Source organism: Corynebacterium segmentosum (assembly GCF_900637825.1).
Classification (GTDB): Bacteria; Actinomycetota; Actinomycetes; order Mycobacteriales; family Mycobacteriaceae; genus Corynebacterium; species Corynebacterium accolens.
The window spans coordinates 582,323-604,346 of the sequence record NZ_LR134408.1 but is presented as its reverse complement, the minus strand read 5'-3'; the positions used below and the strand labels follow the sequence as shown (position 1 = coordinate 604,346).

The window sequence follows — 22,024 nt, the reverse complement described above, 5'->3', positions numbered from 1 at the left end:
AACTAGCGCAGTGCTCCTTCCGTGTCTGCGGCTAGGTAGCGCGAGTTTTCTCAGGCGCTGTGCTCAGCGCCCTTGCTTTAATCAGATTCGGTGTCCGTGTCCTGCCTCTCGGCAGAATTATCTTCGCTCTGCGCATCAGGAACGACGGACAGGTGAGCGCGGCGGGCCTTTTTGGCATAGGCCACGCGGCGGGTGCGAAATACCGGATGATTGGAATTGGCGGGATCAGCGCCATCGAAGGTGGCGGCGTAATCGATGGGATCTGCCCCGGAGCCGGCGCTGCGGTCATCGACAAGCCCAGTGGTCACCCTGCCATCTTCCTTGACCGCCTGGGCCAGGGCCATAAGGTCGTCATCCTCGTCGAGCTCGATGCGGTCTACGCGCACCAGCTCCCAGCCCACCGGCGCGGAGATGCGGTCGCGGTGGGTGCTGCAGAGATCCCAGCTGTGCGGGTTATCCTCTTCTGCCAGCGGGCCAACCACGGCGGTTTGATCCGCGTATGCGTAGGTCAACGTCGCCACGGCGGGTCGGCCGCAGCCTGGGCGGGAGCAATGGCGAGATTCAGTCACGCGCATTAGTCTAAACCCTTGGTTGAGATTTAGATAGTACTTCCCCGGCGTGGCTGCACTTATTGCGCAACCTTAGAGCTTTAGAATCAACGCCATGACCGCTGCTCGCCCCCGCCCGCATATCCGCCCCGCCCACGATCGCCACGGGCGCGGCCTGCACGGGCCCCTTCTGCCGCAGCAAACCCCACGCTACCGCAGCGCCCGCGAGCTTTTCGATGCCGCCGTCCTCGAGGCCTACGCACCCATTCAGCACGCCTTCGCCCCGCAATTGCGCGGGCTCGACCTTGCGGTAGACACCATCCCGCGCATGCGCCTTTCGGCGGATATGACGGTACTGCCGGATGAAATCATTGCCGATGGCCCCGTGCCGCTCGGCCGCATCGTGCCCGCCGGTGTCGATTCCGCTGGTAGCCCTACCCGCGCTCGGCTCGTTATCTTCCGCATGCCCATTGAGCAGCGTGCCGTCACCTCCGCCGAGCGCGCGGAGCTCCTCGGCACGGTCATTACCGCCCTGGTGGCCAATTACTTAAACCTCGCCCCAGAGGAGGTAGACCCGCGCTATAGCTGGTAGGGACACTTTTTCGCACCACAGAGAAAACTCTAGCCCTTGGCCACACCACTCAGGGTTGCAGCCAAGGGCTAGAGCACACACAACTTAATTAACCAATCTCGCGCTTGAGGCGGCGGCGTTCGCGGTCCGAAAGCCCGCCCCAAATTCCGAAGCGTTCATCGTGCTCCAGCGCGTATTCCAGGCACTCATCGCGCACCGCGCAGGCTTGGCAGATACGCTTTGCCTCACGGGTGGAACCTCCCTTTTCGGGGAAGAATGCCTCTGGATCCGTCTGCGCGCACAACGCTTGATCCTGCCACTCCTGCTCGACGGCACCGAAGAGTTCATCGAGCGATACCTCTGCAGCAGCACCGCCACGGAGAATGGCGTTGTTATTAGCCATTTTGTCCACGCCTTTTCCTTTCTCCGAGGTTGGGTAATCCTAATCAGTGCAACCGACTGTACACGAGGCTGAAGTGCGGCTGAATCGCCGTCAATCCGCGAGCCAATCCGTAAAAACGGGTGTGTCGGTCGCCGTTTCTTGCACTGATGTAATTTCACACCGGATCACTAAATATCGTCAACCTGAATTAGTGCCTTTTCCGCACTTTATTGCAAAAACGCTGCACACGATCCCCATCCGTCACATTAGTAACATCCGGTGCCATCCGGGGGTATAGGTAGGGGGTACTAGATATAGTGGTGCCCGGTTTTTCTGTCAACAATTTTCAGGAAGTGTCGGCGTGTCTCCCAAAATCTCGGCCGGGCGGGGATCACAAAGCCCTCCACACCGCGCTCGTGGCCGAGCTGAAAGCGGTGCGGAGGGTAGGTGGTGGGTGCTTTAGGCGTCAGAGCTAAAGCGAATGCCGGCATCGGGGATGGTCACACCAGGAAATACCCGCATGCCGTCCACGAGCTCGCAGCGGGCGCCAACGTGGGCGCCTTCGCCAATGACGCAGTTTTCGATGACCGCATTGGCGCCAATATGCGCGCCGGAGGCGATGATGGAGTTGTGGATGATGGCGCCCGGTTCAATGCGCACGCCATCAAAGACCACCGTTCCCTCCAGGCGGGAACCAGCACCCACCTCGGATCCGCGGCCCACCGCGGTGCCAGATAGCAGCAGCACGCCGCCGGCAATGCCCGCAGAGGATTCCACGAGGGACTCGCCGGTGCGGCCTTCCAACAGCGGCGATGGCGCGATGCCGCGCACCAAGTCGGAGGAACCGCGGGTGAAGTCATCCGGGCGGCCCATATCGCGCCAGTAGGAGTTATCGATGTGGCCGACGACCAAGCGGCCATCGGCAAGCAAGCCCGGGAAGGTCTCGCGCTCGACCGAAACTACGCGACCTGCCGGGATGGATTCGATGACGGAGCGGTCAAAGACGTAGCAACCGGCATTGATCTGGTTGGTTGGTGGATCCTCGGTCTTTTCCAAAAAGGCCGTGACCCGACCCTCAGAATCCGTGGGCACGCAGCCAAAGGCGCGCGGATCCGCCACGTTGAGCAGGTGCATGGTGACATCGGCACCCTTGTTGTGGTGCGTGGTCAAGATGCCCTCTAGATCCATGCCGGAGAGCACGTCGCCGTTGAAAACCATGACGGTGTCATTGCGCAACTTGTCATAGACGTTGCGAATACCGCCGCCGGTGCCCAGCGCGGTTTCTTCCACCACGTATTCAATGTCCAGGCCAAGCTCAGAGCCATCGCCAAAGTATTCCTCGAAAACCTCTGCCTTGTACGAGGTGGACATCACCACGTACTCAATGCCCGCGGCCTTGATGCGGGCGAGCAGGTGCTGCAGGAACGGGTAGTTTGCCGTCGGCAGCATGGGCTTGGGCGTACCAATGGTCAGTGGGCGCAGGCGGGTACCGCGCCCGCCCACCAAAATCACCGCATCGGTGGTGGCACCATAAGTGGTGGCTGCTTCAGTCATAGTCATCCTTTGTATGCAGACAATCTTATTCTGAGGTTTTTCGAAGGTCAGTGTATGCGGCCGCGGCCAGAAACCAGGTCAACGGCACGCGCTTCAGGCCTCCGAATCTTTGGCCGTGCTGGCGCGAGCGGCCGTTACCGCTCCCCGCGCCTGCAAGCCCAGCCACAGCGCGGCGCGCAGCGGGGCCTGCCACCACGCCGGGTGACGGTCCGCTTGGAAGCGGTACGCGGAACTGTGGTGCGCCCGCAGCATCGCCCCGGCGTGCGCCTGGGTGGAATGCCCCTTGGCGTGGCTAATGACGGCTTCTGGGCAGAAAATGTTTTGGTACCCGGCGCGGGCGAAGCGATCGCCCAAGTCCACATCTTCCAAATACATAAAGTAGCGCTCATCAAAACCGCCAATGGCATCGAAGGCGTCCCAGCGCACCAAGAGGCAGGACCCGGACAGCCAGCCGGCGGGGCGCTGGACGGACATATCGGCATCGTTGCGGTACGTGCGCGTCCATGGATTAGAGGGCCATAGGTTGGAAAACAGCGCGTGACCAATGCCGGTGGATATATTCGGCACCGACCGGGCGGACGGGTAGTTGCTCCCATCGGGTTCCACAATGCGTGGGCCAACCGCCGCGGCATCCGGCCAACGGCGCGCGCACGCGATCATCTGGTCAATCGCGCCTTCACTGAAGGTGACATCCGGGTTAGAGATAAGGAAGAACTCATCGTCTACGCGCCGGTTCTCGCGCACCCACCGCGCACCGGCGTTCATGCCGGCGCCGTAGCCGATATTGCCGCCGGTATCGAGGAAGTGCACGTCCTCTTCTTCCGCAGCGGCGGCTTCAGGGATGCCATCGGTCGAGCCATTATCCGCCAGCACCACCTGGGTACCGTTAGCACCGGCGTCCGGCAGGGAGTCTAAAAAGCGCGCCAGGTACTCACCGGGGTTATAGGTCACGGTGATAACGGCGAGCGGAGCTGTAGTTTCAGTAGTCACAATGGGCCCCAAGCTTAGTCATGCGAGAGGCCCCGTCAGGAGACAGACACTGTTTCAAACACGCGAAACTGGTCACGGATCCCTAATTTCGGCGAGATCTCCCCTAAACTATCTCCAGATCCCCGGAAAGTAGAAAGCCTTCACTTGTGACTTCTGAGAACACTCGCCGGGCGCGCAATATCCAACCCGCGCCCTCTGCCGCTAGCGCGGTTAAGCAAAAGGGTTCCACGGCCACCAAAACCATCGTGGCTGTTATTTCTGCCCTCATCCTAGCTGTCTCCGGCGTGGGCTACGCCACGGTGGGGCGCCTGGATACGGGCATGTCCTCCGCCTCAGACTTATCTTTGGGCGAGGATGGTCTATCCGATCCTTCCTTGGACGGCGCCGCCGATATCTTGCTCGTAGGCAAGGACTCGCGCACCGATGCCCAGGGCAATCCGCTCTCTGAAAAGGAGCTGGCGGATCTCCACGCCGGCGTTGCCGAGGGCGAGGAAAACACCGACACCATCATGCTCGTGCGCATTCCGGAAGACGGCTCGCGCGCTACCGCGGTATCCATTCCGCGCGATACCTATGTCAACGATCCGGACTACGGCAATATGAAGATCAATGCCGTCTACGCCTCGCACAAAAACGACAAGGTCCAAGAGCTCCAGCAGGAAAACGCCCAGGCGGAGGCGCAGGGCGAAAAGGCACCGTATACGGATAAGGACATCGAAAAGCGCGGCGTAGAAGCCGGCCGCGAAGGCCTGCTGAAGATGGTGCACTCCCTGACCGGCGTATCCATTGACCACTACGCCGAGGTGGGCCTGCTGGGCTTTACGCTGCTTACTGATGCCGTCGGTGGCGTCGAGGTCTGCCTCAACGAGGATGTTGAGGACGAGATGTCCGGCGCTAATTTCCACAAGGGCACCCAGACTCTCGATGGTGCGCAGGCGCTGACCTTCGTGCGCCAGCGCTATAACCTGCCGCGCGGTGACCTTGACCGCATCGTACGCCAGCAGGCGTATATGGCCTCGCTGGTGAATAAGGTGCTCGATAATGACACTCTGACCAGCCCGTCCAAGCTCTCCAAGATTGCCAAGGCCGTGGAGCGCTCCGTGGTCATCGATGACGGCTGGGACATCATGGGCTTTGTCACCCAGCTAGCAGGCCTGGCCGGCGGCAATGTCACCTTTACCACCATTCCGGTGACCTCCATCGATGGCCGCGGCGATTACGGCGAATCCATCGTCACCATCGATACCAATGAGGTCCACCGCTTCATGGAGGATCTGGCCATGTCGCACGAGGAAGCCGAAGAAGACGCGGCCCACAAGGAGGAAAATGCCGAAAACGCAGCGGAGCACGATGCCGATATCAACTCCGATAACGAGGTCCACGTCCTCAATGCCGGCAATATCGATGGCTTGGCCGCCGGCATCGGCACCTGGCTGGACAACACCGGCTATACCGTCGAGCGCTCCGCCAATGCCCAGCCCGGCATCTACTCTGAGTCCCAGGTCGTTGCCGCAGACCCGGAGAGCGAAGATGCCAAGAAGCTGGCGGAAAAGCTCGGTGGCCTACCGGTGGTAGAAAACCCACAGCTCGATGCCAATACCTTGCTCGTCGTGGCCACCGATGACTACCAGGGCCCTTCCGATGAGGAAGCCAGCGCCGAGGAATCCGCGGCCGAAGAAGATACCGACCTGGTAGGAACCCCGGGCAATGACTTCGGTGCCAACAAGGTTGCCCCTGAAATCGACGCCGGCGGCGACGGTCCGCGCTGCGTGAACTAAGCAGGCTGGCCTACGATGGGCGGGTATGGAACTACTCGCCCATCTTTTAAACGCCGATGCCGCCACCCCGCGGCTGACTGTTTATAACGAATCCACCGGCGCGCGCATGGATTTTTCCGCCCAGACGCTAGATAACTGGGTGGCCAAGATCGCCAATATGCTGGAAGAAGAGCTCGATTTGGAGCCGGATTCCACCATCGCCATCGACGTGCCCACCTCGTGGCAGGCCGCCGTCATTGCCTTAGGTGCCCTCGCCGCCGGGCCCAGCTTTGATTTCGGTGAATCGGCCGCGCTTGCCGATGTCGTCTTTACCTCCCCCTCCCGCTACCTCGCCGCCCAAGAGCGCCAGCCGCAGGCCGATATCGTGCTCATCAGCGACGACCCCTTTGGCCGCGGCATCGTTGAATCCGGCGGGGATCTGCCCACCGGTACCATCGACTTCGGCCCCACCGTCCGTTTTTATGGCGATCAATACTTTGGTGAAACCCAGCCCCTGCCGGAATTGGTGGCCCCGCGCGGCGGCGCCGAGCGGCTGCTATCTACCGGATGGAGCGACAAGGCTTCCTTCACCCGCGCCGTCCTCGATCCCTTAGCGGCTGGCGGCTCCGCCGTCATCGTCGCAGGACTTTGCCCCGCGTCCCGCCTGGATGAAATTGCAGCGAATGAGAAAGTAACCGCCCGGCTCTAGGCCACGTGGCCTATACTTGCCTTCCATCATGTTCTTGGAAATCTCTTCAGACGCGTGGGTCTACATCTTTATTGGTGTGCTCATTTTGGTCGGCACCATCACTCAGGGCTCGATCGGCTTTGGGCTCGGCACCATCGCCACCCCCATCATCGCGCTCTTGCGCCCGGATTTAGTCCCCACGCTCATCTTGCTCCTCGCGCTGTGCATTTCCATCTATACGTTGGCGCGAACCTACCGCGAAACCTCATGGCGCCTAGTCGGCATATCCGTCATCGCCCGCATTCCGGGCTCATTTGCCGGCGCGTGGGCGATCGCTTCCCTCTCGCACGATGGCCTTTCCATCTTCATCGGCTGCGCGGTGCTCTTGGCGATGTCCCTCTCCAGCCTCGGCTGGAGCCCCGAGCCCACCAGGCGCAATACCGTTCTTGCCGGCCTTACCTCCGGATTCCTGGGAACCTCTACCTCCATCGGTGGCCCACCGATGGCGCTGATTATGAAGCGCTTCGACCCACAGCGCACGCGCGGCAGCCTCGCCGGCACCTTTGTGATCGGTACCGTCATGTCCCTTATCATCCTGGGCTTTAACGGCCAGGTGACCCAGCCACAGGTCTACGCCGCCGCGGCTTATAGCCCGTTAGTAGTCGTCGGCTTATTCATTGCCAACTACCTCAACCACTTCATCGATACCAAGCGCTTGAACCGCATCGTCACGGTGGTAGCTATTACCGCTGCCCTGGCACTTATCGGCCAAGTGCTGTTTTTCTAGGCCGCCACTAAGACCGGTATTACCTCGTGCTCACTGCCCCCGGTTTTGTGCCCAGCCTGTCACGCTATTGTTTCGCGCGTAAAAAGGCTTGTACGCTAGAAGCACATCATCAGCGCAGAGGAAGGACCAGAGAGCCTGTGCCCCTAATAAATTTCCCTGCGCCCTATTCTCTTTCTTTTAGGTGATGAAATGAACGAATTTATCGCTGCGCGCTGGCAGGATATCCTTTTCCGCAGTTACCAGCACGCAAGCCTTGTCATCCAATCAGTTGCCGTGGCCTTGGTCATCGCGCTGATTATTGCCATTTTTGTAGCCCAACGCCCGCGCGGTGCGGCTATTGCTAATGCCTTAACCTCCATCGGCCTGACCTTGCCTTCGCTGGCGCTGCTTGGCCTTGCCATCCCGCTCTTTGGCATCGGCACCATACCGTCGGTTGCCCTCGTGGTCTTTTATGCCGTCCTTCCCATCCTGCGCAATGCCATCGTCGGCTTGCACAATGTCAGCGACGATGTCATCGAATCCGCCCGCGGGCAGGGCATGAGCTCGACGGCTATCCTCTTCCGCATCCGGCTGCCGCTGGCCTGGCCGGTGATTATGACCGGCATTCGCGTCTCCACCCAGATGTCTATGGGTGTTGCCGCCATCGCCGCCTATGCGCTCGGCCCAGGACTGGGTGGATATATCTACTCAGGACTCAGCCAAATCGGCGGCACCAACGCACTTAATTTCACGCTGGTGGGCACCATCGGCGTCGTCATTATTGCGCTCATCGTGGATGCGATTCTCGACGGAATCCAAAAATTGACCACCCCGAAAGGTATCTAAGAATGTCTGATTCAACGCACGCTTCATCCACGCACGCCGCGGACGCGAGCAATAGCGGTGCCAGCATCGTCTTCGATCACGTCACCAAGGCCTATTCGGGCCAAGACTCCCCCGCCGTGGAGGACCTTTCCTTCGAAATTCCGGCAGGCGAGCTGGTCGCTTTCGTCGGGCCGTCTGGTTGCGGTAAGACCACCTCGCTGAAGATGATTAACCGCTTGGTGGAGCCGACCAGCGGCACCATTTATATCGATGGAGAGGATGCCACCAAGAAAAATCCCACGCAGCTGCGCCGCGATATTGGCTACGTCATCCAAGGCGGCGGCCTCATCCCGCACATGTCCGTCGCGGATAATATTGCGCTTGTGCCCAAGCTGAAGAAGTGGAAGGCCGATAAGATTGCTCAGCGCACCGATGAACTTTTGGATATGGTCGGGCTCGATCCTGCAACCTACCGCGATCGCTTCCCCAGCGAGCTATCCGGTGGCCAGCAACAGCGCGTCGGCGTCGCCCGTGGCCTAGCGGCGGATCCGCCGGTGGTCTTGATGGACGAGCCCTTCGGCGCAGTAGACCCCATCACCCGCACCCGCCTGCAGGATGAATTGGTCAATATCCAATCCGAGTTGAAAAAGACCATTATTTGCGTCACGCACGATATCGATGAGGCCATCAAGCTGGGCCACCGCATCCTCATCTTTGAACCGGGCGGAAAAATCAGCCAGTACGATACGCCCGAAAATATCCTGGCCGCGCCCGCGAATGACTTCGTGGCCGACTTCATTGGTTCCGGCTCTGCCCTAAAACAGCTCAACCTGCGCCGCGCGGATGAGCTGGAGCTTGTGGACCAGGCCACCGCGCGCATCGGCGAACCCACAAGCGAGGCGCTAGCGCGCCTGCGCGAAGCCGGCGAAGAAATGGTGGTCATCATCGATGACAAGGGCCATCCCCGCGACTGGATCTTCGCCCGCCAGCTCGAGCGCTACGAGACCATCCCGGAGCCGCAGTTCGAGCTCAACTCCGTTGTGGATGCGCGCTCTACGCTTAGCGATGCCATGTCCGCCATGCTTGCTTCCTCCCACAGCGGGGCGCTTGTTACCCGCCGCGGTGAATTCGTGGGCGTTTTGTACTACGAAACGGTCACTGATTATATCCAGCAGATGAATGCCGCGGCTCAAGAGGCTTTAGATGACAAGGAGGTGGATTCCGGTGGAGAAATTTAAGCGCCTGACCGGTGAAGACCGCCTCCTAATCATCGGCATCCCCATCCTGGTCGTACTCACGGTGGGCGGCTGGCTCTTCTGGCACGCCACGGCCGAGCTGGATGATATTGAAGAGCGCACCCTGCAGATTAGTTCTGTGCTCACCATGACCCGCGAGCACTTAGTCCTCGTTGTCATCTCCGCACTGCTGGTCATCGCCACGGCCGTGCCGCTGGGCATCGTGCTAACGCGCAAGTCCACCAAGTTCATGGCGCCGATCATCACCAGCATCGCGAATATTGGACAGGCCGCGCCCGTCGTCGGTGTCATCGTCCTATTGGCCATCTGGCTCGGCTTTGGCGAGCCTGTGGCCATCCTCGGCCTCTGGTTCTATGCCTTCTTGCCGGTACTCGCCAACGTGATTGCGGGCTTGCGGGGCGTGGATAAGCAGCTTGTCGAGGCCGCCTACGGCCTCAGCATGTCACCCATCCAAGTGCTCACCAAGGTCGAGCTGCCCATGGCCCTGCCGGTCATCATGACCGGCATCCGCACCTCCCTGGTGCTCTTGGTCGGCGCCGGTGCGTTTGCCACCTTTATCGATGCCGGCGGCCTCGGCGGGCTGATTACCACCGGTATTACCCTCTACCGCAACCCTATTCTCATCTCTGGCGCGGTCCTCATCGCCGCCTTAGCCTTAGCGGTCGAATGGGTGGGCCGCGTTCTTGAGGTTGTCTTCGCCCCGAAGGGAATGATCAAATGAAACGCCTCCTCGCAACACTTGCCGCCGCAAGCACCTTCTTCCTCGCTGGATGTGGCCTCGGCACCGCCGGTGGCCTCATCCCGAGCGGACAGTTAAAGGGCGACCTAGCCGATATCGACTTGGACGGCGCCAATATTTCCATCGGTTCCAAAAACTTCACCGAGCAGGTCATCCTGGGCAAGATTGGCGCCATCCTCTTGGAATCCGCCGGTGCCAACGTAAAGGACCTGACCAATATCCCCGGCTCTACCTCGGCGCGCCAAGCGCTGGAGGTCGGCGATATGGACTCCATGTTTGAATACACCGGCACCGCCTGGATTACCTACCTGGGCAACGCCGATCCGGTCCCCGGCTCGCAGGAGCAATACGAGGCAGTGAAGGAGGCCGATAAGGACCATGGACTTACCTGGCTGCCCCCAGCGCCGATGAATAATACGTACGCGCTGGCCATTAGCGAGCAGTCCCACGCACAGTACGGCCTTGAGTCGCTGGCCGATATCAAGGGTATTCCCACCAGTGAACAGACCTATTGCACCGATAGCGAGTTCTTAGCCCGCAATGACGGCCTGCTTACCATGTTGGATAGCTATGGCATTGAACAACCACCGCGCGACCGCATCAGGATTATGGATTCCGGCGCCGTCTATGCCGCCTTGAATAAGGGCGAGTGCACCCTCGGTTCCATCTTTGCCACCGATGGCCGCATTAAGTCCTTAAACCTCACCGTGCTGGAGGACCCTGAGCTCTTCTTCCCCAAGTACAACCTCGCCCCGGTTGTGCGCACCGAGGTCTTGGAAGAATACCCAGAGATCAAGGATCTCTTCGCTCCCCTCGCGAAACTCCTGACGGATGAGAAGATGCAGGAGCTCAATGCCCGCGTGGACGTCGACGGTGAGGACTACACCGCCGTGGCACAGGATTTCCTCATCGATGAAGGCCTGCTAGAAGGATAATCTTTGAGGGCCGCTTACCAGCGCAAATGGATTTACAGGAAACTTTCAGTATTTTTCAGCGACCTATCAGATAGATTCCATTGCTGTTCCAGCCGCGTGCCCCATACTTAAATCATGCGTTTGAGAGAGCGCATACGAGAGAGATAGAGAGAACCCCTCAGTTTCCAGAGGGCGGTGAAAACCGATACATGGAAACACCCTTGTAGAGAGAGACGCCAGCGGCACTCGGAACCGAAAGGAACCGAGTGCCGCTGGCGTTTTACTATTCGTGTTATTGGCTGCCGCTTTGCCTGTTGCCTCTGGCCGCCGTCTCTGGCCGCCGCCGCTGGCTATCGCCTCGGCCCCGCTGCAAGGCCGAACCACCCGCGCTAGGCGGGCTTCTTTCGTGGGATTTCCTTATCGAAATCAATGAGCCGCCCCAACGCCCAATCGCGGTCCGTGAGCAACCGGGCAAATACCATTCCTGCGCCGATGGCTCCTACCACCATCAAGCCGGTGGCCACATTTGCCACCGCCTGATCCATTTGGCCGTCATTAAGGTAATAGACCGCGCGAAACATCGTCACTCCAGGAATCATGATGACGGCGGCCGGCACGGTGGTGGTGATGCGCGGCAACCGCGCCTTTTGGGAGGCCACCGCACCCAAGAGCCCGATAATCAGCCCACCAATGAACGCCGCAAAGTAGATGGTCGTGCCCAGCTCAAGGAGTACAAGGCGCACCGCGTTGGCCACGGTTCCCACGCTTGCAGCCACCAACACCATGCGGCGCGAGGAGTTAAAGAGGAAGGCAAAGCCCGCGATGCCGAAGAAACTGGCGACAGAAGCCAGCAGGTACCACCGCGTATCCGGTGCAGGAACCGGCGGATCCGGGCTGAGATCCGTTAGCCAACTGACCATGGAGACGGTAAACGTAGCGGTAAAGATGACCGTAAACGCATAACCCAGCCGGGCGATACCCGCATCAAAGTCAAAGCGCGCGATATCAATCAGGGCCGAGAACAGCGGGAACCCCGGAATCAAAAAGAGCACCGCCGCAACATAGCCCGAGGACAGCGAGCTCGGCTCTACTACCCCGGCAAATCCGAGGAGCTCGATGAGGATAAAGAAGGTGATGCTGGCTGCCGCGCCACCGGCAATGATCCCGCCAATTTGGTGCACGTGCTGGTGAAGCACTTCATAGCGCACAAACTGCCCCACGAATGCCGCCAGCGCCACGAGCCCTACCGCTTGCACTGGGAAGAAATTTAAGAAAGCAAACGCCGCGCACGCGACCGCGGCCGCTGTGGATAGGACCCACACGCTCCAGCGCTTTTTCACATCGCTTTCTATGGAATCGAGCATCCCCGAAAGCTCTTCCGCGGTAATGCCGGAATATAGGTGGTTATGGGTGAGATCCTCCAACGCCTCAATGCGGGAGGCATCGACGGCCGGCGAGTGCGTGCGCGCAATCACGGTGCGAAAGGAATCGCCCCGGTGAAAGGTACAGGTAATCTGCGTCAGGCCCACATTGGCGTCCAGATGATCAAACCCCAACGCCCGGGCGCTGCGCTTCATGCCGCGCAGCACGCGATAGCCTGATGTGCCAGCCCCCATCAGCATCATTCCGACGCGCAAGACGACGTCAGCTTCCACGCCCATCTGCCGGTGAAAATTCGGATCATACTGCGACGACAAATCTTCCACCTCTACCTCGCGGGAAAGCTGCGATCCAGGCCACTTCTCGGCGGCCATTGCCCCAGCTTCCACCCACATTTTGGCTATTTCTTCTACCTCCCAGACTAGCGCACCGCGTGCCTACCCCGTGATCTTCTTAGCCTGCACTAACTTTCAGGAAAATTTCAGCTTTTTTCAATGCCTATAACAGGATTTAGGCCCATACTTTCCTTAGCGTTTGAGAGAACGCAAGAGAGATAGAGAGAACCAGCTCCAGCGCCCTGCGGCCCTTCACTGCGGCCCGGGCGCTGGAGTTGTTTTTACTGCGCCATCTGGCTTGCGCACTGTTGCGTCCACCCAGTCGTCCCATCCGTGAAATAGGTGGTCCCTGGTTGCTGATTGGATGGGTCGCCACAGGAAGCAACTGTTTTATCGAGAGGGTGCGGATTCTCCACGCCAGGGGCTTGGGTAATTCCTACGACAGGCGCATCGCCAGCATTCTGGAGCGCATCGCCTTCCTGGTTGTTCGGGTTTACCTGCTGTTGTCCCCCACTATCTGTTCCCGATTTCGGCTGTGGGGCGGGCTGCTCAGCTTCGCCTGCGCGCTCTTGGGCAGGGTCATTCTTGGGGCTTGCTTCATTGGTTGGCTCCTGTGAAGAAGGCTCCGCTTCACCGCCGCTTTCCACCTTAATCTTGTAGCTCACCTCATTCGTAGCCTTAAAGTGCAGCATATTGGTGTCTTTAGAAACATCGAGGAAAGCCGTACCGTCGGCGCTGTAGCCTGGGAATTCATCCATGAGGTTGAGGTAGCTGCCATCATCGCAGCTAACTTCTGCCCGTGCATTATTAATTTTGTTGTCAGCGGTGCTTGCTCGCCACGGCATAGACCTAAAAGGCGAGGTGAATCCGTCATCCGCGCCCTCAGGCATGGACGCGGAAATCTCTACCGCGACAAACTTCCCTTTCTTCGACTCGGTACTTGCGCAGTGCGCATCATCGACAATGTCGTTGATTTTCACGGTCATGCACGTGGTGTCATCATTGCCGCTGCACGGTACATCGAAGCTATCGCCCTTGCCTAAGGCTTGCGCAGCCTCTGAGGTAGAGGACGTCGCTTCCGATTGTGCACTGGTAGATGGTTCTGCAGCATCATCGCCGCCGGAAGAACACGCCCCGAGTGCCACCGCACCTGCCAATATCAATGCCGAAAAGCCAAGCTTGCGCTTCATAAAGAGTCCTTTCCAAAGGTGAGAGAGATAATTCCAATGTAGCCTTGTCTGCTCATCCCAGGAAACCCGCGGCGGTTCACCTCCATCGGGTGTCGCGTCAGCCTCATTTTCCACGATTACACGCAGAACGCGTTCCAGGGCGAATTCAATACTGCTACCGTGACGGATTGAAAAGGCCAATACGCCCTATTAAATTTCAAACGGACGCAAAGGATCCTTTAGCTCATGGATACTTGGGAGCCAACACTTTCTACTGGCCCACTCCTCGGCATCGCCATCGCCGCGATTGCATTAATCCTCGTGCTTGTCATCTATTTCAAGCTGCATGCATTTTTAACGTTGCTGGTGGTCTCCGCCCTAACAGCACTTGCGGCCGGCATACCCCTCGAGGGCATTGTCCCTACGATGACGGAAAGCTTCAGCTCCACACTTGGCTCGGTGGCGCTTCTGGTGGGACTCGGCGCCATGATCGGCCGGCTCGTGGAGGCTTCCGGCGGTGCTCAGTCGCTTGCCGATGCCATGGTTCGCCGCTTCGGCGAGAATAAAGCGCCGCTTGCACTCGGCATCGCCTCGCTGATTATGGGCTTTCCAATCTTCTTCGACGCTGGGCTTATCGTGATGCTCCCGGTTATCTTTGCCGTCGCCCGCCGCTTGGATGGCCCAGTCCTTGCCTTTGGCCTGCCGGCCGCTGGCGCCTTTTCTGTCATGCATGTCTACCTGCCACCGCACCCTGGCCCTGTTGCCGCCAGCGAATTCTACGGCGCCGATCTCGGCTTGGTGCTGCTCGTCGGCCTGCTTCTGGCCCTGCCTACCTGGTATATCTCCGGCTATCGCTTTGGACTTTTTGCCGGAAAGAAGTTCCCATTCAAGGTCACTGACGCCATCGCCGGGCCTGTCCTTGAAAAGGAAGAACAACCCTTAAAACCTGCCTCCGCCACCACAGTGATTTCTATTTTGCTCATCCCGATGGTGCTCATCTTCTTTAATACTGGGCTCAACGCCCTAGCTTCTTACGGCACAATCGATGCCGATGCCACGTGGGTCAGGTTCTTCGTCATGCTCGGCCAAACTCCAATCGCACTGCTGATTACGGTGCTTATCGCGCTGGTAGTCCTCGGCCTGCGCCGCAGCGTGGAAAAGACGGCGCTGGAAAAACTCGTTGACTCCTCGCTTGGCCCTATCTGTTCCGTCGTGCTCATCACCGGCGCGGGCGGCATGTTCGGCGGCGTGCTTCGCACCTCAGGCATTGGCGATGCGCTTGCCGATTCCCTCTCCGGCCTCGGCATCCCCGTCATCCTGGCCTGCTATCTCATCGCCGTAGCCCTCCGCCTGGCACAGGGCTCAGCCACCGTCGCGCTCACCACGGCCGCCGCCCTCATGGTCCCCGCCGTGGAAGCTGGCGGTTTCAACGAAATGCAACTCGCACTCATCGTCGTAGCCACCGCCGCCGGTTCGGTCTTTGGCTCCCACGTCAACGATTCCGGCTTCTGGCTCGTCGGCCGCCTAATGGGCATGGATACCATGACAACTCTGAAGACGTGGACCGTCAACCAGATGCTCATCTCCGTCATCGGCTTCGCACTCGTCCTCGTCCTCTACGGCGCGGCTGCAGTCTTTTAGGCGCCGAACTCTATCCAAGCAGCAGCGTCTTCTGCAATATCTTCCGCTGGCCGCGTCACATCGAAAACGCGGCCAGTTTCGTCCTCTTCCAGCGGCTCCAAAGTATCGAACTGCGATTGCAACAGCGACGCCGGCATGAAATGTCCCGGTCGGTGTTGCATCCGCTCATACAACACATCAAAGTCCCCGTGCACGTGCACAAACGCCACGCCTGGGCAGTACTGCCTAATCAGATCCCTGTACTTGCGTTTTAGCGCGCTGCACCCCACCATCGCACCTTCCGGCCTATCCGCCAGCCACTGCCCGATCTGTTTTAGCCACGGCTCCCGGTCCTCATCATTCAGCGGCGTTCCCGCGGCCATCTTGTCGATATTTGCCTGCGGGTGCATATCATCGCCGTCGCGGTACTCTAGCCCCACCAACGGTGACAGGGCCTCCCCCACCGTTGTCTTACCCGAGCCAGAGACTCCCATGACGACGACGTGACGGAATTTGTTCTGGTCCATGGTGGCTCCTCGAGTTGGGTTTTCCTGTTCAGTTTATCCGCATCGAGTTACCAGCCCCGAACTGTGAATTTGCGGATGTGGATATTGACGAGGAGCAGCCTCATTCCCAAAAATTGCGAGGACTTCTCAATTCTGAAGAAGTCTACAAAGATCCTTGACCCCACAACCGGCTCTTAAAGTGAGAAGTAGTACTCCTTCATTTTCTTCGCCATCAAACGCCGCTGCTCTATATCAGTATTTATAAAGCAATGCCGCCCTTCTCAATCGGGACTCGGTTCGCTTAACTGCAATGAAGCAGTTTACGTTGGTCAAAGCACACAAAGAGCTAGGCGAGATTTTTAAGGGCCTCGGTTACCAAATTCCAGAAGCCCGCATGGTCCAGCTTGGTAGCGACCTGAGTATGGCAAGTGTCATCGGCGGGCTCCCGCAAATCAGTCACGGTCATGCCGGTGGTTAGTGCGCCGGCGAGCTCGACGTGCACGGGCGCCTTGCGCGTTTGCACGATGCTCGGATCGATGAGGTAAGCCACCGTGCACGGATCGTGAACCGGAGGATCCGTAAAGCCCTGGTTTTGCTGATACGCCTCACGAAAGAAGCCGAAGAGGCCGACGACAAAGTCTGCGACGGGCGTATTTAACGCCTTAATTTCGGCTTCGACCCCGGCTGTGGCCAGTGCTTGGTGGGTAAGGTCGAGCCCGACCATGGTGACCGGCCACGGCTCTTCGAAGACGATATGCGCCGCCTCAGGATCAATCTTGATATTGAATTCGGCAACGGGGGACCAATTGCCTTCGTGGTAGCCGCCGCCCATAAGCACAACCTCTTTGACACGCTCTACGATGCGCGGTTCTTTGCGCGCGGCCATAGCGATATTGGTCAACGGACCCGTTGGAACCAAGGTAATGGTGCCGGGTTCGTGGGACATGACGGTGTCGATGATGAAGTCGATGGCGTGGGCATCGGCAAGCGCGGTGCTTGGGTCCGGAAGCTCGACGCCATTGACATCCATGCCGGTGGAGCCGTGGATAACCTCGGCAACTTCTACGGGGCGCACGAGCGGGCGATCGCAGCCGGCGTAGACCGGAATCTCCGGATGACCGGCGATTTCCTTGACGACCAGGGCATTGCGGGCGACCTTGTCCAAGGTCTGGTTGCCGCCGACGGTGGTAATGCCCAGCAGATCGATGTTGGGATTGCCCATAGCCAAGAGCAGGGCTACCGCGTCATCGTGGCCGGGGTCGCAGTCCAGAATAATTTTTCGCGTCATGTCTCGAGCCTACTTTTGGTCGGTGAAGACCGCCACGGTTTCAGCGTGTGGAATTGCTTCAATTCCTCCGAGCTCACCAGCTGTACCCTGGAAAGCAGCAAGTCACCCCGCAAACGGTATGAACCGTCGTGGAAAGGAATTCACCCCACCATGTCCACAATTTCTGACCGACTGTCCCACGCGCAGCAAGAATTTAACGCGGTGATTTCCACCATTTCTTTTAATGAAGACGCGGTGGATTCCGCGCCTACGCTGCGCGGATTGCCCATTGCCTTTAAAGACATCGTGGATATCGCCGGGGTGCCAACGACCTGTGGCACCAACGTTGATACGGGACCAGTTCCGACCAAGAACGCCACGGTGGCACAGCGGCTAATGGATGCCGGCGCGATTCCCGTGGCCAAGGCCAACCTCCAGGAATTTTCCTATGGCATCTTGGGTGATGCCTCCGCATATGGCCGCGTCATCAATCCGCGCGATCCGCAGGTCTGCGGCGGCGGATCCAGCTCTGGGTCGGCGGCGCTAGTTGCGTCTGGGGCGCTCGAGCTCACGGTGGGTTCCGATAGCGCCGGTTCCGTGCGCGTCCCGGCCGCCAGCCAGGGCGTGCTGGGATTTAAGCCCACCACCGGTACGATCCCGCTCGATGGCGTCTTCCCCTTCGCGCCGAGCTTCGATTGCATCGGATTCTTCGCCACCTCCATAGAGCTCATCGAGCAGGCCCTGCTAGCCACGGTGAATGAAGAACCGACTCCGGCCGAGAACGTGGCCACCATGGATATTTCCGCATTGACGACCAAAGGTGAGCGCTTTGCTGGTCTGCTGTCTGCGCTGCAGGATTCCACATTCGCAGCCGTGGAGCGCCTCGATTACTCCCAGCTCGAATCCACCATCGCTACCACCGCGAAGCTCTACGCGCCGATGCGCCTAAAGGAGGCTTACGACGTCCACCAGCCCTATCTTGACCAGCGGGATAAGTACCAGGGCGTCATCTTGGAGCGCGTCCTCGGCGGGCAGGATATTACTCAGGCAGACTACGACGCTGCAGCACAGCAGGTTCAAACACTGCGCACGAAAGCACTCACGCTTGTCGATGCCTCCCCCATCATCCTCACCCCCACCCTCGACGCCGGCCCGATCAGGTGGGACGACATCACTGCAGAAAATACTGCGGATTCTGCTGCCAGCCTGCGCCGCTGGACCGAGCCATTCAATGTATTGGGCTGGCCGGCGATCACTGTCCCGCTGCGCACGACGGAGACCACGGGAGTGGGTGATGCGGTGCAGGTCATCGGCAAGCCGGGCCAGGATCTCACCGTCTTGCGCGTCGCCCGCGAGATTCAGGCGCTGCTTTAAGCACACCGCAATTCTGCGCGTCTCTGCCTGCTGACGTCGTTGGTAAGGTGATCGTTATGAGCACTCCAGCACAGCTTGCCGCGCGGTTGCGCGCTGAGGCCGATGACGGGTCCTTGGAGTCATTCTGCTTGGATACCGGCATTGACCTGCTGGTTCTTTTTGGCAGCGCGCACGTAGATGCCACCAATGCTAATGATGTTGACCTTGCCTATTCGGTCGATTTCTCGCGCGCAAAAGCTGAGCGTCCCAACGTACTCGACGTTGCCACGGCGTTTTACGCCCGCTATGGCGACGGCATCGATCTCATGTGCCTGGATACCGCAGACACGGTGGCGCAACATGAAGCTCTGCAAAAGTGCGAGCTCTTGGTCGATCCGTCCAATTCCAAGTATGGAACGCTGCAAATGATGGCGGCACGGGAGTACATCAATACGGCGTATCGCCGCGAGTTCGAGCTCAGGAGCTTAATGTGATGAGCTGGCTAGCCTCCCGCTAGCACCGTCTTTTCTTGCGTGCGCGGGCGCCAATACGCAGCTTCTACTGCGTTAAGTTCCTTGAAATGCGAGGACGTCAGTTCATCCATCGCGGTTAAATAGCCACCCACATCCTCGCGCGGTAAGCGCAGGCCCATCGTCAGGTGCGGCGTCCAGCGCGGTCCGCGGCCCTCGGGATTGGCGGCGCTAATCTTCCGCGCTGCGATTTCGAGTTCATCGCTAGTTTCTAATAACCACGCCACGGTTCGTTTCCGCTTGGTGCCGAAGATGACATTTCCCACGCGCCGAAACGTCGCCGGAATAACCGCCGGTAAAAGCTCCGCGGCAAGCTCTACAACGTCGGGGTCCATCTCCGGCGCGAAGGTCACCGTAATATGCGGGCGCTGGTTCTGCACGGGGAATCCGCGCTCGGCAAGACCTGCAAAGATCTCCCGAATCTGCTCTTCCTGCTTTTCTGGCAAGTAGAGCAGGATATTATCCGGCGATGCTGTACTCATGATGCGGCTTTCTTCGTTTCAAGTGGGCACGATTCATTCGTGTTCCCCAAGTGCGGGCGGCTTCGGTTCTGTTTCTAGCTCTGGTTCTAGGGTACCGCCGGTCTTCGCTTGTGCGATCTCCGCGATGCTATAGGTCCTTTGCACAGTTTGAGCAAACTCGCCCTTCAAAAATCGCATCGCGCCTTCAATTGACGCAGAGGAGGATGCGCATAGGACCCTGCACAGAGGAGGTTGTACATCGGGCACTGCGCATTGGCTCCCGCACACAGGCCCCCGCACAGCGGACTCTGCGCAAAGAACCTCCCCTTTTTCCTTGTGCTCGTTTACACGGGTGCTTTATAATTAGAGTATGAGCACATCAGATTCTTCGCCTTTCATTCTCGCCATCACGGCGTGCCCAACGGGTATCGCCCATACTTATATGGCCGCCGAGAACTTAGAGGCCGCCGCCGAAAAGCTGGGCTACCGCATCAAGATTGAAACGCACGGTTCCATCGGCGTGGAGGGCCACTTCAGTACACAAGACATCGAGGAAGCCGATGCCATTGTTATCGGTGCCGATACGACCATCGCAAAGGACCGATTCCACGGCAAGCGCTTGGAGGCCACCGGCGTGGACGAAGCCATCAAGCACCCCGAACAGCTGTTAACCAAGTCATTGGAGGCGGCAGCGTGGAAGGGTGAGGATGAGGGGGCATCGGAAAGCGAGGCAGAGGACGCCGCGGAAGATGCTGGGCTGCGCGGTATTGGGCAGACCATGTACAAGGCGCTGATGAATGGCGTTTCCCACATGATTCCTTTCGTGGTCACCGGCGGATTGCTCATCGCCGTGGCACTGTCCTTGGGCGGCACGCCCACGCCGGAAGGGCTGTCCATTCCTGAAGATAGCTTCTGGAATACCCTCAATGAGCTCGGTGGCCTGGCATTTTCGCTGATGGTCCCGGTCTTGTCTGGCTACATCGCCGTTGGCATCGCGGATAGGCCGGGCTTAGCGCCAGGCCTTATCACCGGGCTCATCGCCACGACCGGCTCGCTGTACGGGTCCGAGGCTGGCGCCGGATTCTTGGGCGGTATCGTCACCGGTATTCTCTCCGGCTACGTGGCCCTTGCAATCAAGAAGATTCCGGTGCACAAATTCATCGCGCCGATTTGGCCGATTATCGTCATCCCAATTTTCACCACGCTAATAGTGGGCTTGGCCTTCATCTATTTCATCGGCGCGCCGATTGCCACCGCCTTCGAGGCCATGACCGAATACCTCGGCGGGCTGGAAGGCTCATCGGCGATTGTGCTGGGTCTTATCATCGGTGCGATGATCGCTTTCGATATGGGTGGGCCGTTCAATAAGACTGCCTTCCTGTTTAGCGGCGGCATGATCGCTGCGGGAAATGCGGCCCCGATGGGTATGGCCGCCGCCGCGATTGCGGTCCCGCCGCTCGCAGTGGGCGTGGCTACCCTCCTGCGCCGGGGTTGGTTCAATAAGGCGGAAACGGATTCCGGTATCGCCGCGCTATTCATGGGATTTTTCGGCATCACCGAAGGCGCCATTCCCCTAGCCGCAGCGCGCCCCCTGCAGGTCATCCCGGCCAACGTGGTGGGCGGTGCTGTGGCCGGTGCCATGGCTGGCGCGTTCGGGGTCCAAGATCATGTCATGCACGGCGGCCCGATCGTCGCCGTCCTCGGCGCGGTGGATCACGTGGCGTGGTTCTTCCTGTCCCTGCTCTGCGGCGTTGCCGTGTGTGCCGCGCTCATGCTCCTGCTCATTCGCCTGACGCAACGCTCCCCGCAAGCGGACGAGGCGACGGAGTCCACCGCGCTCCCGCTTCTCGATGCCTCCACCATCAGCCTCGATGAGCCACTCGGTAATGACTCCGAGGCCGTCATCAAGTCGCTCGTTTCCCTCGCCGCAGCCGATGGCCGCATTAGCGACGCCGCCGTGGTTACCGATGCCGCCCTTGTCCGCGAATCCCAACACTCCACCGGCGTAGGCCACGGAGTGGCAATCCCACACGCTCGTTCCGCTGGGGTTACCACACCGACGCTGGCCTTCGCCCGGCTTCCCGAAGGTGGCATCACCTGGGGCGCCGGAGAAGGACCCACGAGCTTAGCGTTCCTTATCGCCGTGCCCGATGACGCTGGGAAACAGCACTTGAAGCTGCTGTCCACCCTCGCCCGCGCCATCATGAAGGAGGATTTCCGCGCCCAGCTGCACGAGGCCAGCTCCCGCGAAGAGGCAGAAGGGATTATCTCCTCTGTCCTCCAGGTCAAACCCCAAGCCGCCGTGGAGTCTTAGTTTTCTGCCTTGCCCTCGGTCTGTCCGGAAAGGAGCTGTTCCACCGACACCACTCCGCCCAAAAAGTAACCGCCTTCACAAATGGCAGTGGCACGGGTT

Annotated in this window: 21 protein-coding genes; 12 read left to right on the top strand and 9 right to left on the bottom strand. The window is 59.5% G+C overall.

Annotated features, from left to right (window positions below; all coding sequences use genetic code 11):
* Nucleotides 1-77: 77 nt before the first annotated feature.
* The gene (locus EL217_RS03000; protein ID WP_023016906.1) at nt 78-575 is read right to left on the bottom strand and encodes a DUF3499 domain-containing protein; all 498 of its coding nucleotides are present in this window, start codon (nt 573-575) and stop codon (nt 78-80) included.
* 88 nt (nt 576-663) lie between these two features.
* Here EL217_RS03000 and EL217_RS02995 point away from each other — a divergent pair, with 88 nt between their 5' ends.
* On the top strand, nt 664-1,140 hold the full coding sequence (locus EL217_RS02995) for a metallopeptidase family protein (protein WP_005281750.1): 477 nt from the start codon (nt 664-666) through the stop codon (nt 1,138-1,140).
* A gap of 88 nt (nt 1,141-1,228) precedes the next feature.
* On the opposite strand, the gene EL217_RS02990 is transcribed toward EL217_RS02995, so the two are convergent.
* The 3 genes from EL217_RS02990 to EL217_RS02980 all read right to left on the bottom strand — a co-directional run bounded on the left by EL217_RS02990 (nt 1,229) and on the right by EL217_RS02980 (nt 4,057).
* On the bottom strand, nt 1,229-1,522 hold the full coding sequence (locus tag EL217_RS02990; RefSeq protein WP_005277485.1) for a WhiB family transcriptional regulator: 294 nt from the start codon (nt 1,520-1,522) through the stop codon (nt 1,229-1,231).
* Between the two features lie 438 nt (nt 1,523-1,960).
* The gene (locus EL217_RS02985; protein ID WP_126318500.1) at nt 1,961-3,055 is read right to left on the bottom strand and encodes a sugar phosphate nucleotidyltransferase; all 1,095 of its coding nucleotides are present in this window, start codon (nt 3,053-3,055) and stop codon (nt 1,961-1,963) included.
* Nucleotides 3,056-3,148: 93 nt separating this feature from the next.
* Complete coding sequence (locus tag EL217_RS02980) at nt 3,149-4,057, bottom strand: glycosyltransferase family 2 protein (RefSeq protein WP_126318498.1); 909 nt, start codon at nt 4,055-4,057, stop codon at nt 3,149-3,151.
* Between the two features lie 134 nt (nt 4,058-4,191).
* On the opposite strand from EL217_RS02980, the gene EL217_RS02975 reads away from it, so the two are divergent.
* From EL217_RS02975 to EL217_RS02945, 7 genes are all read left to right on the top strand, one after another.
* Nucleotides 4,192-5,823, top strand: coding sequence for an LCP family protein (locus EL217_RS02975; RefSeq protein ID WP_126318496.1), 1,632 nt, complete (start codon nt 4,192-4,194; stop codon nt 5,821-5,823).
* A 25-nt stretch (nt 5,824-5,848) separates the two neighbouring features.
* Nucleotides 5,849-6,511 (top strand): TIGR03089 family protein, encoded by a 663-nt coding sequence (locus EL217_RS02970; protein WP_126318494.1) that lies wholly within the window; start codon nt 5,849-5,851, stop codon nt 6,509-6,511.
* A gap of 28 nt (nt 6,512-6,539) precedes the next feature.
* On the top strand, nt 6,540-7,277 hold the full coding sequence (locus EL217_RS02965; RefSeq protein WP_126318492.1) for a sulfite exporter TauE/SafE family protein: 738 nt from the start codon (nt 6,540-6,542) through the stop codon (nt 7,275-7,277).
* Nucleotides 7,278-7,466: 189 nt separating this feature from the next.
* A complete protein-coding gene (locus EL217_RS02960; RefSeq protein ID WP_126318490.1) occupies nt 7,467-8,102 on the top strand; it encodes an ABC transporter permease in 636 nt (211 codons plus the stop codon).
* Between the two features lie 2 nt (nt 8,103-8,104).
* The gene (locus EL217_RS02955) at nt 8,105-9,319 is read left to right on the top strand and encodes an ABC transporter ATP-binding protein (protein ID WP_126318488.1); all 1,215 of its coding nucleotides are present in this window, start codon (nt 8,105-8,107) and stop codon (nt 9,317-9,319) included.
* Nucleotides 9,306-10,058: an ABC transporter permease gene (locus EL217_RS02950; protein ID WP_197719663.1), complete on the top strand. Its 753-nt coding sequence runs from the start codon at nt 9,306-9,308 to the stop codon at nt 10,056-10,058. The genes EL217_RS02955 and EL217_RS02950 overlap by 14 nt, the downstream gene beginning before the upstream one ends.
* Nucleotides 10,055-11,011: a glycine betaine ABC transporter substrate-binding protein gene (locus EL217_RS02945; protein ID WP_126318484.1), complete on the top strand. Its 957-nt coding sequence runs from the start codon at nt 10,055-10,057 to the stop codon at nt 11,009-11,011. Before EL217_RS02950 ends, EL217_RS02945 begins: the two co-directional genes overlap by 4 nt.
* A 368-nt stretch (nt 11,012-11,379) precedes the next feature.
* On the opposite strand, the gene EL217_RS02940 is transcribed toward EL217_RS02945, so the two are convergent.
* Both EL217_RS02940 and EL217_RS02935 read right to left on the bottom strand, forming a co-directional pair.
* The gene (locus tag EL217_RS02940; protein WP_172596737.1) at nt 11,380-12,651 is read right to left on the bottom strand and encodes a threonine/serine ThrE exporter family protein; all 1,272 of its coding nucleotides are present in this window, start codon (nt 12,649-12,651) and stop codon (nt 11,380-11,382) included.
* Nucleotides 12,652-12,986: 335 nt separating this feature from the next.
* Nucleotides 12,987-13,895: a hypothetical protein gene (locus EL217_RS02935; RefSeq protein ID WP_126318482.1), complete on the bottom strand. Its 909-nt coding sequence runs from the start codon at nt 13,893-13,895 to the stop codon at nt 12,987-12,989.
* A gap of 225 nt (nt 13,896-14,120) precedes the next feature.
* On the opposite strand from EL217_RS02935, the gene EL217_RS02930 reads away from it, so the two are divergent.
* Nucleotides 14,121-15,515 (top strand): GntP family permease, encoded by a 1,395-nt coding sequence (locus EL217_RS02930; RefSeq protein WP_126318480.1) that lies wholly within the window; start codon nt 14,121-14,123, stop codon nt 15,513-15,515.
* Here EL217_RS02930 and EL217_RS02925 read toward each other — a convergent pair.
* Nucleotides 15,512-16,021 carry a gluconokinase gene (locus EL217_RS02925; protein ID WP_126318478.1) on the bottom strand — a complete coding sequence of 170 codons (510 nt, stop codon included), beginning with the start codon at nt 16,019-16,021 and terminating at the stop codon, nt 15,512-15,514. The two genes, EL217_RS02930 and EL217_RS02925, sit on opposite strands and share 4 nt — an antisense overlap.
* A 325-nt stretch (nt 16,022-16,346) precedes the next feature.
* Entirely contained in the window at nt 16,347-17,288 is a 942-nt protein-coding gene (locus tag EL217_RS02920; protein ID WP_126318476.1) for a nucleoside hydrolase, read from the bottom strand.
* A gap of 150 nt (nt 17,289-17,438) precedes the next feature.
* On the opposite strand from EL217_RS02920, the gene EL217_RS02915 reads away from it, so the two are divergent.
* Together EL217_RS02915 and EL217_RS02910 are read left to right on the top strand one after the other, a co-directional pair.
* Nucleotides 17,439-18,641: an amidase gene (locus EL217_RS02915; RefSeq protein WP_005281718.1), complete on the top strand. Its 1,203-nt coding sequence runs from the start codon at nt 17,439-17,441 to the stop codon at nt 18,639-18,641.
* Nucleotides 18,642-18,697: 56 nt separating this feature from the next.
* Entirely contained in the window at nt 18,698-19,114 is a 417-nt protein-coding gene (locus EL217_RS02910; RefSeq protein ID WP_005281716.1) for a nucleotidyltransferase domain-containing protein, read from the top strand.
* 8 nt (nt 19,115-19,122) lie between these two features.
* On the opposite strand, the gene EL217_RS02905 is transcribed toward EL217_RS02910, so the two are convergent.
* Nucleotides 19,123-19,632, bottom strand: a complete 510-nt coding sequence (locus tag EL217_RS02905; protein ID WP_005281714.1) for a 2'-5' RNA ligase family protein — start codon at nt 19,630-19,632, stop codon at nt 19,123-19,125.
* Nucleotides 19,633-19,981: 349 nt separating this feature from the next.
* Here EL217_RS02905 and EL217_RS02900 point away from each other — a divergent pair, with 349 nt between their 5' ends.
* Nucleotides 19,982-21,925 (top strand): fructose-specific PTS transporter subunit EIIC, encoded by a 1,944-nt coding sequence (locus tag EL217_RS02900; RefSeq protein WP_126318474.1) that lies wholly within the window; start codon nt 19,982-19,984, stop codon nt 21,923-21,925.
* Nucleotides 21,926-22,024: the final 99 nt, after the last annotated feature.